Raw genomic sequence first — 12,402 nt, 5'->3', positions numbered from 1 at the left:
GCCCCCACGCGCCCCCGGCCCATGACCAACCAGGACTGGTGGCCGAACCAGCTGGACCTCCAGGTCCTGCACCAGAACCCGCCCGCCGCCAATCCGCTGGGCGGGGACTTCGACTACGCGCAGGAGTTCGCGAACCTCGACGTCGACGCGCTGAAGCGGGACGTCTTCGAGGTGATGACGACGTCTCAGGACTGGTGGCCGGCCGACTACGGCCACTACGGGCCGCTCTTCATCCGGATGAGCTGGCATGCCGCGGGCACGTACCGCATCGCCGACGGCCGGGGCGGCGGCGGGGCCGGCGCCCAGCGCTTCGCCCCCCTCAACAGCTGGCCGGACAACGCGAGCCTCGACAAGGCACGCCGGCTGCTGTGGCCGGTCAAGCAGAAGTACGGCCGGCAGATCTCCTGGGCCGACCTGCTGATCTTCGCCGGGAACTGTGCGCTGGAATCCATGGGGTTCAAGACCTTCGGATTCGGCTTCGGCAGAGAGGACATCTGGGAACCCGAGGAGGTGTTCTGGGGGCCGGAGGACACCTGGCTCGGAGACGAGCGCTACAGCGGCGACAGAGAACTCGCGGTTCCTTTCGGCGCCGTGCAGATGGGCCTGATCTACGTGAACCCGGAGGGCCCCAACGGAAACCCGGATCCACTGGCGGCCGCCCGGGACGTCCGCGAGACGTTCGCACGCATGGCGATGAACGACGAGGAGACGGTCGCCCTCATCGTCGGCGGCCACACCTTCGGCAAGTGCCACGGCGCGGTCGACGCCCGGTACATCGGCCCGGAGCCCGAGGCTGCCCCACTGGAGCAGCAGGGCCTCGGCTGGCGGAACACCTACGGCAGCGGCAAGGGCTCCGACACGCTCACCAGTGGGCTGGAGGGCGCGTGGACCACCGAGCCGACGAAATGGGACAACGGCTATCTGGACAACCTGTTCCGGTACGACTGGGAGCTGACGAAGAGCCCGGCCGGCGCGCACCAGTGGAAGCCGAAGGATCCCGAGGCGCAGGGCACCGTGCCGGACGCGCACGATCCGTCGAAGCGGCACGCCCCCATGATGCTGACGACGGACCTCGCGCTGAAGCTGGATCCGGTCTACCGGCCGATCTCCCAGCGCTTCCACGAGCACCCGGACGAGCTCGAGACCGCGTTCGCGAAGGCGTGGTACAAGCTGCTGCACCGCGACATGGGGCCCGCCGTGCGCTACCTCGGCCCGTGGGTCCCCGAGCCCCAGCTGTGGCAGGACCCCGTCCCCGAACGCGACCACGACCTGGTCACGGACGAGGACGTCGCCACCCTCAAGGAGCGGATCCTGGGCTCGGGCCTGCCCGTGTCCCATCTGGCCGCCACGGCGTGGGCGTCGGCGGCGAGCTTCCGCGGCACCGACAAGCGCGGCGGCGCCAACGGTGCGCGGATCCGGCTCGCGCCGCAGAAGGGCTGGGAGCCCAACGACACGCCCGAGGTGGCCGCGGTACTCGAAGCCCTGGAGCGGATCCGGCAGGACTTCAACGGCTCGCAGTCCGGCGGGACGCGGGTGTCGCTGGCCGATCTGATCGTCCTGGGCGGCTGTGCGGCCGTCGAGCAGGCGGCGCGGAACGCCGGGCACGCCGTCACGGTCCCGTTCGCGCCGGGACGTACGGACGCCTCGCAGGAGCAGACGGACGTGGAGTCGTTCGCCGTGCTGGAACCGAGGGCGGACGCGTTCCGCAACTACGTGCGGGCCGGGGAGAAGCTGCCGCCGGAGACCCTGCTCCTGGACCGGGCCAACCTGCTGACGCTGACCGCCCCCGAGATGACCGCGCTGATCGGCGGCATGCGCGTACTGGACACCAACGTCGGACGGTCCCCGCGCGGTGTCTTCACCGACCGCCCCGGGACGCTGACCAACGACTTCTTCGTCAACCTGCTGGACATGGGCACGGAATGGAAGGCGTCCGAAACGGTCGAGAACGAGTTCGAGGGCCGGGACCGGGCCACCGGCCAGGCCAAGTGGACCGCGTCCGCCGTCGACCTCGTCTTCGGCTCCCACTCCCAGCTGCGGGCCATCGCGGAGGTGTACGCGTCCCGGGACGCGGGCGAGAAGTTCGTCCGTGACTTCGTCGCCGCGTGGGTCAAGGTCATGAACCTCGACCGGTTCGACCTGGCCTGAGCCGGCGTCCGGGCCGGCCCTGTCCTCCCGGCCGGCCCGGACACCCGCCCGGCGGACGCCGCCCCCTCACTCCTCCGGGTCCTCCGAGTCCACCGGGTCCTCGGGGAGGACGTTGCCGTCCTCGTCGAGCTGCAGGTGGATCCGTGCCGGGTCCTGGCTGTTGAGGTCGGAAGGGCGGGGGCCCTCGGGGCCGTCGGACCCCCAGCCGGACCCCCAGCGCAGCAGGCGGCGGGTGCGGGCGATCCGGTACGCGGCGCCCTGGAACTCCAGCCGGTTCACGCGGCCGGCCCGGAGCCTGTCGGCGGCCTCGGCGTATGCAGCCAGCTCCGCTGCGTGCGGGTCCGCCTGCGCACCGTCGGCCGCTGCCCGGGTGCGGGCGTCGGCGTGCATGTCGGTGCCGACGGGGATGAGGCCGCGCATCCGCGGCCACGCCCAGGTCAGCTGGAAGTCCAGGGACCTGCGGGCCGCCTGCGCCGACGGGTGCGGGCCGCTGACCGGCTTCCAGCCGTTCCCGGACTGCTCCACCACCGCGAACGTCGGCGGCAGGAGCAGGACGTCCGGGTGCGTGTCCAGCGCCCGCCGCGAGTCGGCGCGCACGTCCCCCGGGAACCGGTCGCCGGCGTAGTGCAGGCCGCGCAGTGCCAGCTGCTCCAGCGCCTGGGCCGGGGTGACCGGGGCGTCCGGGTCCAGGACCAGGCCGGCGTCCACCTGCGGCTCCGAGGCGTCCCGGCCCCAGCCGCGAGTTCAGGCTGTCGCGCGCCTGCTGCGGGCAGCCGTCCGCCACCGCGACCACCACCCGCCACCGCCGCCCGTCCCCGGGCCCCTGTGCGGCCACCCCGAACAGCGGTCCGCGCACGACGACGTCGCCGGCGCGCGCCGCGGCGTCGACGGCGTCGGCCTCCACTGCGGCTTCCACCGGCTCCACCGGTACGCGCACCACCATCGGCCGCGACCGGCCCTGCCCTGCATCCCCACGGTCCATGCCCCCATCCTGCCGACCGGAGAACGGCGCCGTGGCGGATTCACCGTTCCTGCCCCCTGCCGGGTGGCATCGGCCGGAGCGCGGCTACGGTGCCGCGTCGGCGCCGTCGTCGGCTGCGTCGGCGCAGGCGGGGCACAGGCCCCGGTAGATCACGTCGGCCCGCACGACGGTGAAGCCGAACCGTTCGGAGGCGGCCAGGCCGGCCAGCGGGTCGCCGGCCGGGTGGACGTCCCGGATCTCGCCGCATCCGGAGCACACCAGGTGCTGGTGGGGGCGGTGCGCGTTCGGGTCGTAGCGCTTCGCGCGGCCGTCCGTTGTCACCTCGACCACCTCACCGAGCGCGACGAGCTCGCCGAGCGTGTTGTAGACGGTGGCGCGGGACACCTCCGGCAGCCGGGCTGTGGCCCGGGCGAGCACCTCGTCCGCCGTGAGGTGGACGTGCTCGCCGTCGAGTACCTCCGCGACGACCCTGCGCTGGGCCGTCATGCGCCAGCCGCGTCCGCGAAGCCGCTTCACCAGGTCGCTCATGCCCCACCAGCCTAAATGCGCATCGTTCGACTAATGAATCCGTACAGATTTGGTTGCCGCATTGACTTGGACTTGGTCCATCGTAGGATCGGTTCCGGCGACAACCAAGGGACAGGACGACGGCGGCACGAGCGCGTGGCGGATCGAGGTCCGGTTCCGAAGAAGGAGCTCACCCGCTCCGCCCCTCGCAGTTCCCGAGCACCGTGGCCCACCCAGTCCGGAAGGATTCCGAGGATTCCCATGCCTGAGAACGATGAAGCAATCGTCGTGGACGCGAAGACCGAAGGCACCGGGGGCTGCCCGGTCGCGCACGAGCGGGCCCCGCACCCGACTCAGGGCGGCGGAAACCGCCAGTGGTGGCCGGAGCGGCTCAACCTGAAGATCCTCGCCAAGAACCCGGCCGTGGCCAACCCCTTCGGTGAGGGGTTCGACTACGCCGCGGCGTTCGAGGCACTGGACCTGCCGGCCGTGAAGCGGGACATCGCCGAGGTGCTGACCACCTCGCAGGACTGGTGGCCGGCCGACTTCGGCCACTACGGCCCGTTCATCATCCGGATGGCCTGGCACAGCGCCGGCACCTACCGGATCAGCGACGGCCGCGGCGGTGCCGGAGCCGGGCAGCAGCGCTTCGCCCCGCTGAACAGCTGGCCGGACAACGCCAACCTCGACAAGGCCCGCCGCCTGCTGTGGCCGGTCAAGAAGAAGTACGGCCGGAGCCTGTCCTGGGCCGACCTGATGATCCTCGCCGGCAACGTCGCCCTGGAGACGATGGGCTTCGAGACCTTCGGCTTCGGCGGCGGCCGCGCGGACGTCTGGGAGCCCGACGAGGACGTCTACTGGGGCCCCGAGACCACCTGGCTCGACGACCGGCGCTACACCGGCGACCGGGAGCTGGAGAGCCCCCTCGGCGCGGTCCAGATGGGCCTGATCTACGTCAACCCGGAGGGCCCGAACGGCAACCCCGACCCGGTCGCCGCGGCGCGCGACATCCGCGAAACGTTCCGCCGGATGGCGATGAACGACGAGGAGACCGTCGCCCTGATCGCCGGCGGCCACACCTTCGGCAAGACCCACGGCGCCGGCCCGGCCCACCACGTCGGCCCCGACCCGGAGGACGCCCCGCTCGAACGGCAGGGCCTCGGCTGGAGCAACTCGTACGGCACCGGCAAGGGCGGCGACACGATCACCAGCGGCCTCGAAGGCATCTGGACCGCAACGCCCACCGCCTGGGACAACAGCTTCTTCGAGATCCTCTTCGGCTACGAGTGGGAGCTGTTCGAGAGCCCGGCCGGCGCCCGGCAGTGGCGGCCGAGGGAAGGGGCGGGCGCCGGCACCGTCCCGGACGCCCATGACGCGTCGAAGAGCCACGCCCCGACGATGCTGACGACGGACCTCTCGCTCCGCTTCGACCCGGTCTACGAGCCGATCTCGCGGCGCTTCCTGGAGGACCCCGCCGCGTTCGCCGACGCGTTCGCCCGGGCCTGGTTCAAGCTCACCCACCGCGACATGGGCCCGCTCGTGCGCTACCTCGGCCCCGAGGTCCCGTCCGAGACCCTGCTGTGGCAGGACCCGCTGCCCGGGCGGACGTACGAGCCCGTCGACGCCGCGGATCTCGCGGACCTCAAGGCCCGGATCCTCGACTCCGGCCTCACCGTCTCCGAGCTGGTGTCCACGGCGTGGGCGGCGGCGTCGACCTTCCGCGGCAGCGACAAGCGCGGCGGCGCCAACGGGGCGCGCATCCGGCTCCAGCCGCAGAGCGGCTGGGAGGTCAACGAGCCCGACCGGCTGACGTCCGCGCTGCGCACCCTGACCGGGATCCAGGAGTCCTTCAACGCCGGACGGACCGACGGCAGGCAGGTCTCCCTCGCCGACCTGATCGTGCTCGCCGGCAACGCGGGCGTCGAGGCGGCGGCCAAGGCCGCGGGCTTCGAGGTGGAGGTCCCCTTCACGCCGGGCCGCGTCGACGCCTCGCAGGAGCAGACGGACGTCGAGTCGTTCGCCGCACTCGAACCGGCTGCGGACGGCTTCCGCAACTACCTCGGCAAGGGCAACCGGCTGCCCGCCGAGTACCTGCTGCTCGACAAGGCGAACCTGCTCACGCTGAGCGCCCCCGAGCTGACGGTCCTCGTCGGCGGCCTGCGCGTCCTCGGCGCGAACCACCGGCAGACGCAGCTCGGCGTCTTCACGGCGACGCCCGGCGTCCTGACCAACGACTTCTTCGTCAACCTGCTCGACCTGGGCACGACGTGGAAGGCGACCACCGAGGACGCGCACACCTTCGAGGGCCGCGACGCCGCCACGGGCGAGCTCAAGTGGACGGGCAGCCGCGCCGACCTGGTCTTCGGGTCGAACTCCGAGCTGCGCGCGCTCGCGGAGGTGTACGCCAGCGACGACGCCGGGCGGAAGTTCGTGGACGACTTCGTCGCGGCGTGGAGCAAGGTGATGGACCTGGACCGCTTCGACCTCGTCTGACGACGCCGGGCCCGGTCCGACGACGGCGTCCGGGCCGGACACCCCCGAGGGGACTCCGTGTGGCGAGCCGCCACCGGGGGTGTCCGGCGCCCGCGCAGGGGGAGGAACACCCCCGGCGCGGGTAGGAGGGGTACGGAGGACCGTGCCATGAACCTGACCGACTGGCTGCTCACCCCGCCCGAGCGCGGCAACCCCGCCACGCACCTGGACCGGCGACGGCCCGGGGGCACGGCCTGGTCGGAGGGGAACGACGCACGGCCCGTGGTGCACGGCGCCGCGTACTTCGCGGAGCTGCTGGAGCGGATCGACGCCCAGCGCGCCGGCGACCTGCTCCTGTTCACCGACTGGCGCGGCGACCCCGACGAACGGCTCGGCCGGCACCACCCCGGCCGCGACGGCACCGGACGCCACGGCACCGAGATCGGCACCGTCCTGGCCCGTGCCGCCGAACGCGGCGTCATCGTCAAGGGCCTGATCTGGCGCTCGCACCTCGACAGCCTGCACTTCAGCCAAACCGAGAACCTGCACCTCGGCGAGGAGATCGAGAAGGCCGGCGGCGAATGCCTCCTCGACATGCGGATGCGCCCGGGCGGCTCGCACCACCAGAAGCTGGCCGTCCTGCGCCACCCCGGCCGCCCCCGCCTCGACATCGCCTACGTCGGCGGCATCGACCTGTGCCACAACCGCAACGACGACCGCAGCCACGCCGGCGACCCCCAGTCCACGGCGATGGCCGAGGCGTACGGTCCGCACCCGCCCTGGCACGACGTCCAGCTCGCCCTCCGCGGACCCGTGGTCGGTGACGTCGAGGCCGTCTTCCGTGAACGCTGGCAGGACCCCGCGCCCCTCAGCCGCAGCCCGATCACCCGCCTGCGGGAGTTCCTGCACCACGAGGACACCGAGGCGGACAGCCTTCCGCCGCAGCTTCCCGACCCCGAGCCCTGCGGCACCCACACCGTCCAGGTGCTGCGCACGTACCCGAACCGGCTGCTGCGCGGCTACCCCTTCGCCCCCGACGGCGAGCGCAGCATCGCCCGCGGCTACCTCAAGGCACTGCGCCGGGCCCGCGCCCTGATCTACCTGGAGGACCAGTACCTGTGGTCACCGCGCGTCGTGGCCTGCTTCGCCCACGCGCTGCGCGTCAATCCCGGGCTGCGGCTGATCGCCGTCATCCCCTCGCTCCCGGAGCAGGACGGCCGGCTGACGCTCCCCATGAACCTGATCGGGCGGATCAGCGCCCTCGACCGGCTGCGCAGGGCGGGCGGCCCGCGGGTCGCCGTCTACGGCCTGGAGAACCACGCCGGCACACCGGTCTACGTGCATGCCAAGGTGTGCGTCATCGACGACGTCTGGGCCACCGTCGGCTCCGACAACATCAACCTCCGCTCGTGGACCCACGACTCCGAGCTCAGCTGCGTCGTCCTGGACGACGCCCCGGACCCGCGCGCGCCCTGCGACCCCGGCGGCCTCGGCGACGGCGCACGCGGCTTCGCCCGCCGCCTCCGCCTGGAGCTCTCCCGCGAGCACCTGGACCTCGACGACGATCCGGTGCCCCCCGGCACGTCCGGGGAGCGGCACCCCGCCGCCGACGCCCTGTGCGACCCGGCAGCCGCCTTCCACGCCTTCGCCGCGGCCGCGGCCGACCTGGACGCCTGGTACGCCGACGGCTGCCGCGGCCCCCGCCCGCCCGGCCGGCTCCGCGGTTACCGGCCGCCGGACCTGGCCGCCACGTCACGCGTTCTGGCGACTCCCCTGCACCATCTCCTCGTGGACCCGGACGGACGCCCGCTCCGGCTCCGCCGCCGCAACGCGTTCTGACCCCGGTTCCCGGACCGCCGGGCAGGTCACAGTCCGCGCCCCTTCTGGACCCGCGCCCTGTGTGTCACCCTGGCACGGCGAACCGGGTCACCCATGTGCCGTACGGCCCGGCAAACCGACAGGAAACGCACCCGCCCATGCCCCTGCCCTTCCTGCCCCGCGCCGTGCCCGCCCTGGTAGCCGGTGCCACTACCGTCCTGCTGGCAGCCTGCGCGCCCGAAGCCGCCGCGCGGACGGCGGCTCTGCCGACAGCCGCCGCAGCCACCACGGCCGCAAGCGCCGCGTACCCGGCGCCGCAGCCGTCCGCGTCGGCGCCGCCCTCCGTGCAGCCCCGCCCCGCCACGCTGTCGATCCCGTCGATAGGCCTGTCCGGCCTGCGCGTGGAGCCGTACGCGGGCACGACCGACGACGCACCGGGGACCCGCATCCAGGACCGCGGCCTCGCGGCCAGCCCGTTCGGGCAGCGGGGCGGCGTCGGTCCCGGCCAGGTCGGGAACTTCCTGGTCACCGCGCACCGGCTGTCGGCCGGCGGGCCCCTGCGCGACCTGCCGTCGGTGAAGAAGGGCGACACGGTCGTCGTGACCGCCGGTGACGCCGTCCACACGTACGAGATCGTCGCGACCCGCTCGACGTCCTTCCGGTCGGAGCGCTCGCTGGACGAGCAGCGCGCGGCGGTCCCCGGGGCTCCTGAGCAGTCCCCCACCCAGGCCATGATCACGATCTCCACGTGTGCCACGCCGGAGGACCACGCCGCGGGGAACTTCTGGAGCGATGCGCAGGGCAATCCCGAACACCGCATCGACAAGATAGGCGTGCTGCGCAAGACGTCAGCGGCCGCACCCTGACCACCGGAGGGCCCCGACCGCCGCACCGGTGGTCGGAGCCCTCTGTCGTCCGGGGCTCAGCGGTGCCGGTCGGGGGTCAGCGGTCCACCCCGACCGCGCTCCACGCCTTGGCCACCACGTCCGCCGGCATCTCCAGCTCACGGGCGGCGCCGAGGGTCGCGAACCGGAACGCGGAGAAGTTCGTGGTGCGGGCGGCGTAACCCATCAGGCCCTTGTACCAGATGCGTCCGGCCCGCTCCCAGGCGTTGCCGCCCAGCTCGGTCGCGACCAGGTGGAAGGCGCGGTTCGCGATCCCGGCATTGGCGTGGACGCCGCCGTCCTCGCCGACGGTCTCGTCGTACGCCGATACATGCGCCACCTGCCCGAACCGCGCCGGGTCCGCCAGTGAGCCGGTGGCCTCGCCGGAGGGCAGCAGGCCCCGGCCGAACAGCCAGTCGGATTCCTCGGCGGTCTGCTTCAGGCTGTACTGCTCGGCCAGGAGGCCGAAGACGTTCCCGAGCGAGACGGCGAGGGCGCCGGGCTGGCCGTAGGACTCCAACTCGGCGGTGTGCCGGATGACCCCGATCATGTATTGCGCGGCGACCGCGTCCAGGGGCACGACGCCGTCGCCGAGCAGGATGCGCGACCCCTGCCAGATGGCGCCCGGCTCCCCGCCGCGGAGGACCGCGTCCACCGGGCCGCCCCGGCCGTCGATGGCGTTGCGCCCGTACACCGTGCGGAAGAAGTCCCAGGTCGCGCCGAGGGTGTCGTATGCGCCGTCCACCAGCGCGTCGCCGCTCGGCGCCCCTCCCTCCGTGCGCACCAACGCCGGGCTGTCGGAATCGTTCCGGCCGTCGAAGATCCTGCGAACCGGACGTACAGATGCACTCTCAGTCATGATCGCCATGCTGGCAGGAACCCCCGCCGCCGCCCCACCGTCGGCCGACCGATCAGTCAGGTCGGGCACAGGCCGGGCAGGGGCGGTGGCGGCGGGACGGCGGCCTCAGGACCGGGCGGAGACGCGGGCGCCCTCCGCACTGCCGGGCACGACCTCGGTGCGGACGTCGTCAGGCGGGCCGCAGGGGGTGGTGACGCACTGCCAGTCCGGCTTCTCGGGGACCTTCGCACCGGTGCCCTCGGAGGAGCCGCCCTTGCCGGGGCGGTTCTTGCCCCACTTGCCTTCGCTCTTCTTGCCCGTACCGCCCTTGCCCGGCAGGTCCTTGTCGGGCGCGACCTGGATGGCGTTGTCGGGCTCGCCGAGGAACAGCAGCGTGGACGTGTCGCCGCCGCTGATGTCGTCACCGCGCACGGTGACCGTGTGCGGGGTCGCGGGCGTGGCGGCGAAGGCGGTACCCGGCACCAGGACACCTCCCGCGGCCATCGCGGTCGAGGCGGCAAACAGGACGAGACGTTTCGTTCGAAAGGGGTGGGTCATGGTGTTCTCCTCTGCCGAGAGGGACGGATGGGGTGCTTCCAGTACGCCCCGGAACGCCCGCCGGGTCACGCCCCTGGAAGTCGTGGCTTGACACACGGCGGCAGCGGTGCCGGGCGGGGTTCGGGGGAAAGGGCACCGCCGATGCCGGTGGGTTGCGGGCCGGGGCCCGGAGGGCGGCGGCAGACTCGCCCCATGACAACTGCCGAGCCGTCGGGCGGTCGGCCGCGGCGGCGCGGGCGCCTGGAAGCGGCGCACGTGTGGACGGCGACGCTGACGGGCCTGGTGGCACTGGGCATCTCGCTGTTCAACCTGGCCGAGTTGCAGCAGGCGCCGAGGGTGGCCGTGACCCTGCCCCATCTGGTGCGGATCGAACCCCGGGCACCGCAGCACACGGTGCACCTGTTCATGCAGCCCACGATCACCACCCGGTTCCGGGCGGAGGACGTCGAGGTCATCACCGCCATCCGGCTGCGGCTGAAGGCAGCCGACCCGAAGGCGGGCGAGCCGCGGTTCCGCTGGAACGAATCCGGGGCCTGGAACTACGACTACGCGGCCAACGAGCTGAAGTACGACCGGACGGCCGACCCGTCCCCGCTGGTCGTCACCCAGGACAGGCCGCAGCAGCCCACGATCCTCTTCGACAGCGCCGACTGGCACCTGCAGGCGCTCCGGTACGAGGGGACGCTCGTCCTGGACCGCGCCAGCACCCGTACCCCGATCACCAAGCCGTTCTGCCTGGTGATCTCCCAGGAAGCCCTGCGCACGTTCAAGGCGGCGCCCGAGCGCAGGTTCTACGAACTCCGCGACGACATGCCTTCCGGCGCGGGTTCGCAGCCCGGCTGCTACGGCTTCTGAGGACAACCGACGGTCCGGCGGCGGTGCGCAGAGGCCGTAGGGTCGGGGAGTGACGACGAACGCGAACCCGATGACGAGCCGGCCGTTGTACGGATGCATGGGACTCGGCGGCACCTGGGGGCCCGAGCCCTACGGCCCGGCGGAGATCGCGGCTGCGGAGGCGGCGATCACCGCGGCCCTGGACATCGGGATCACCGCCTTCGACCACGCCGACATCTACCGCCACGGCAAGTCCGAGGCGGTTTTCGGCGAACTCCTCGCGCGCGACGCCGGGCTGCGCTCCCGGATCACGATCCAGACCAAATGCGGGATCCGCCTGGCGGACGGCGACCGGCCCGGCATCTACGACCTGCGCGGCAAGACGGTGCTGCGCCGGGTCGAGGAGAGCCTGACCCGGCTGCGCACCGACGTGGTCGACGTCCTGCTGCTGCACCGGCCGGACCCGCTCGCGGATCCCGACGACATCGCCGATGCCCTGGCCTCCCTGCACGCCCAGGGCATGGTGCGCCGGTTCGGCGTCTCCAACATGGGGGCGGCGCAGATCGCGGCGCTCCAGGCGCGGCTGGAGCTGCCGCTCGTCGTCAACCAGTTGGAGATGAGCCTGCACCAGCGCGCCTGGGTCGAGGCCGGGGTCCTGCTGAACACCCCCGCGGCGGCCGCCCACGGCTTCCCCTCCGGGACCCTCGAACACTGCCGCGACCACGGCATCCGGCTGCAGGCGTGGGGTGCGCTGGCCCAGGGCCGGTTCACGGGACGGCAGGAGACCCCGCAGGAGCGGGCGACCGCGGAGCTGGTGGCAGCGCTGGCCGAACGCAAGCAGGTCACCCCGGAGACGGTGCTGCTGTGGTGGCTCCAGCGGCACCCGGCCGGCATCGCACCGGTGATCGGCACCTCCGACCCGGCGCGGATCCGGTCCTGCCGGCAGGCTGTCGGCCGCCCGCCGGAGCTGGACCACGAGGAGTGGTACAGCCTCTGGCTCACCGCCCGCGGCACACCACTGCCCTAACGCCCTCCGGAAGGGTTCGCCGCCTCGCGACGCCCGGCAGGGCACCGACCGCGCGGGAACGCCGAGTACGAACGGCAGCCCCCCGCCTTGCGTCACCGGGCCGGACGCCGCGAGCCGGCAAGCCTTTCCGGCGGGGCACCGGCGTCGCATTCCGGCCGGGCGTGTCCGCGGGGGCGCGGATCACGGGTGCGCACGCTACCCTCCCGCCCATGATTGGCATGAACATGCTGCGGCCGCGAAGGAGCGGCCGGTACTCACTGGTGTGCCTCCTCCTGCTGGCACTCCTCGGCACGGCGACCGCCGCGGCCGCCTCCGCCCCGCCCCGATCCCCCGC

The 12,402-nt window shown here is 72.9% G+C and carries 10 protein-coding genes and 1 pseudogene; 6 read left to right on the top strand and 5 right to left on the bottom strand.

Annotated elements, in window-relative coordinates; translation table 11 throughout:
• The coding region (gene katG / locus HYE82_RS26750; protein ID WP_179176722.1) for a catalase/peroxidase HPI at positions 1–2,148 on the top strand (2,148 nt) is incomplete at its 5' end.
• Between the two features lie 66 nt (positions 2,149–2,214).
• On the opposite strand, the gene HYE82_RS26745 is transcribed toward katG (HYE82_RS26750), so the two are convergent.
• The 3 genes and pseudogenes from HYE82_RS26745 to HYE82_RS26740 form a co-directional block, all read right to left on the bottom strand.
• Positions 2,215–2,856 (bottom strand): DUF5954 family protein, encoded by a 642-nt coding sequence (locus HYE82_RS26745; RefSeq protein ID WP_309144456.1) that lies wholly within the window; start codon positions 2,854–2,856, stop codon positions 2,215–2,217.
• An 85-nt stretch (positions 2,857–2,941) separates the two neighbouring features.
• Positions 2,942–3,091: pseudogene (locus tag HYE82_RS38465) on the bottom strand (DUF5954 family protein); the annotation flags it as partial.
• A gap of 123 nt (positions 3,092–3,214) precedes the next feature.
• Positions 3,215–3,658, bottom strand: a complete 444-nt coding sequence (locus tag HYE82_RS26740) for a Fur family transcriptional regulator (RefSeq protein WP_179176721.1) — start codon at positions 3,656–3,658, stop codon at positions 3,215–3,217.
• A 240-nt stretch (positions 3,659–3,898) separates the two neighbouring features.
• Between HYE82_RS26740 and katG (HYE82_RS26735) the strand changes: the two genes are divergently transcribed.
• The 3 genes from katG (HYE82_RS26735) to HYE82_RS26725 all read left to right on the top strand — a co-directional run bounded on the left by katG (HYE82_RS26735) (position 3,899) and on the right by HYE82_RS26725 (position 8,793).
• A complete protein-coding gene (katG, locus tag HYE82_RS26735) occupies positions 3,899–6,130 on the top strand; it encodes a catalase/peroxidase HPI (RefSeq protein WP_179176720.1) in 2,232 nt (743 codons plus the stop codon).
• 147 nt (positions 6,131–6,277) lie between these two features.
• A complete protein-coding gene (locus HYE82_RS26730) occupies positions 6,278–7,948 on the top strand; it encodes a phospholipase D-like domain-containing protein (protein WP_179176719.1) in 1,671 nt (556 codons plus the stop codon).
• A gap of 137 nt (positions 7,949–8,085) precedes the next feature.
• A complete protein-coding gene (locus tag HYE82_RS26725) occupies positions 8,086–8,793 on the top strand; it encodes a class E sortase (RefSeq protein ID WP_179176718.1) in 708 nt (235 codons plus the stop codon).
• A gap of 76 nt (positions 8,794–8,869) precedes the next feature.
• Here HYE82_RS26725 and HYE82_RS26720 read toward each other — a convergent pair whose 3' ends face one another.
• Positions 8,870–9,670 (bottom strand): M4 family metallopeptidase, encoded by an 801-nt coding sequence (locus tag HYE82_RS26720; protein WP_179176717.1) that lies wholly within the window; start codon positions 9,668–9,670, stop codon positions 8,870–8,872.
• A gap of 105 nt (positions 9,671–9,775) precedes the next feature.
• Positions 9,776–10,207 carry a hypothetical protein gene (locus tag HYE82_RS26715; RefSeq protein ID WP_179176716.1) on the bottom strand — a complete coding sequence of 144 codons (432 nt, stop codon included), beginning with the start codon at positions 10,205–10,207 and terminating at the stop codon, positions 9,776–9,778.
• Positions 10,208–10,399: 192 nt separating this feature from the next.
• On the opposite strand from HYE82_RS26715, the gene HYE82_RS26710 reads away from it, so the two are divergent.
• Positions 10,400–11,062 (top strand): hypothetical protein, encoded by a 663-nt coding sequence (locus HYE82_RS26710; RefSeq protein WP_179176715.1) that lies wholly within the window; start codon positions 10,400–10,402, stop codon positions 11,060–11,062.
• A gap of 49 nt (positions 11,063–11,111) precedes the next feature.
• On the top strand, positions 11,112–12,068 hold the full coding sequence (locus HYE82_RS26705) for an aldo/keto reductase (RefSeq protein ID WP_309144455.1): 957 nt from the start codon (positions 11,112–11,114) through the stop codon (positions 12,066–12,068).
• The last annotated feature ends 334 nt before the right edge of the window (positions 12,069–12,402 follow it).

The organism is Streptomyces sp. BR123, assembly GCF_013401435.1.
Taxonomy (GTDB): Bacteria; Actinomycetota; Actinomycetes; order Streptomycetales; family Streptomycetaceae; genus Streptomyces.
The sequence above is the reverse complement of the archived record's forward strand: the minus strand, read 5'-3'. Positions and strand labels throughout refer to the sequence as shown.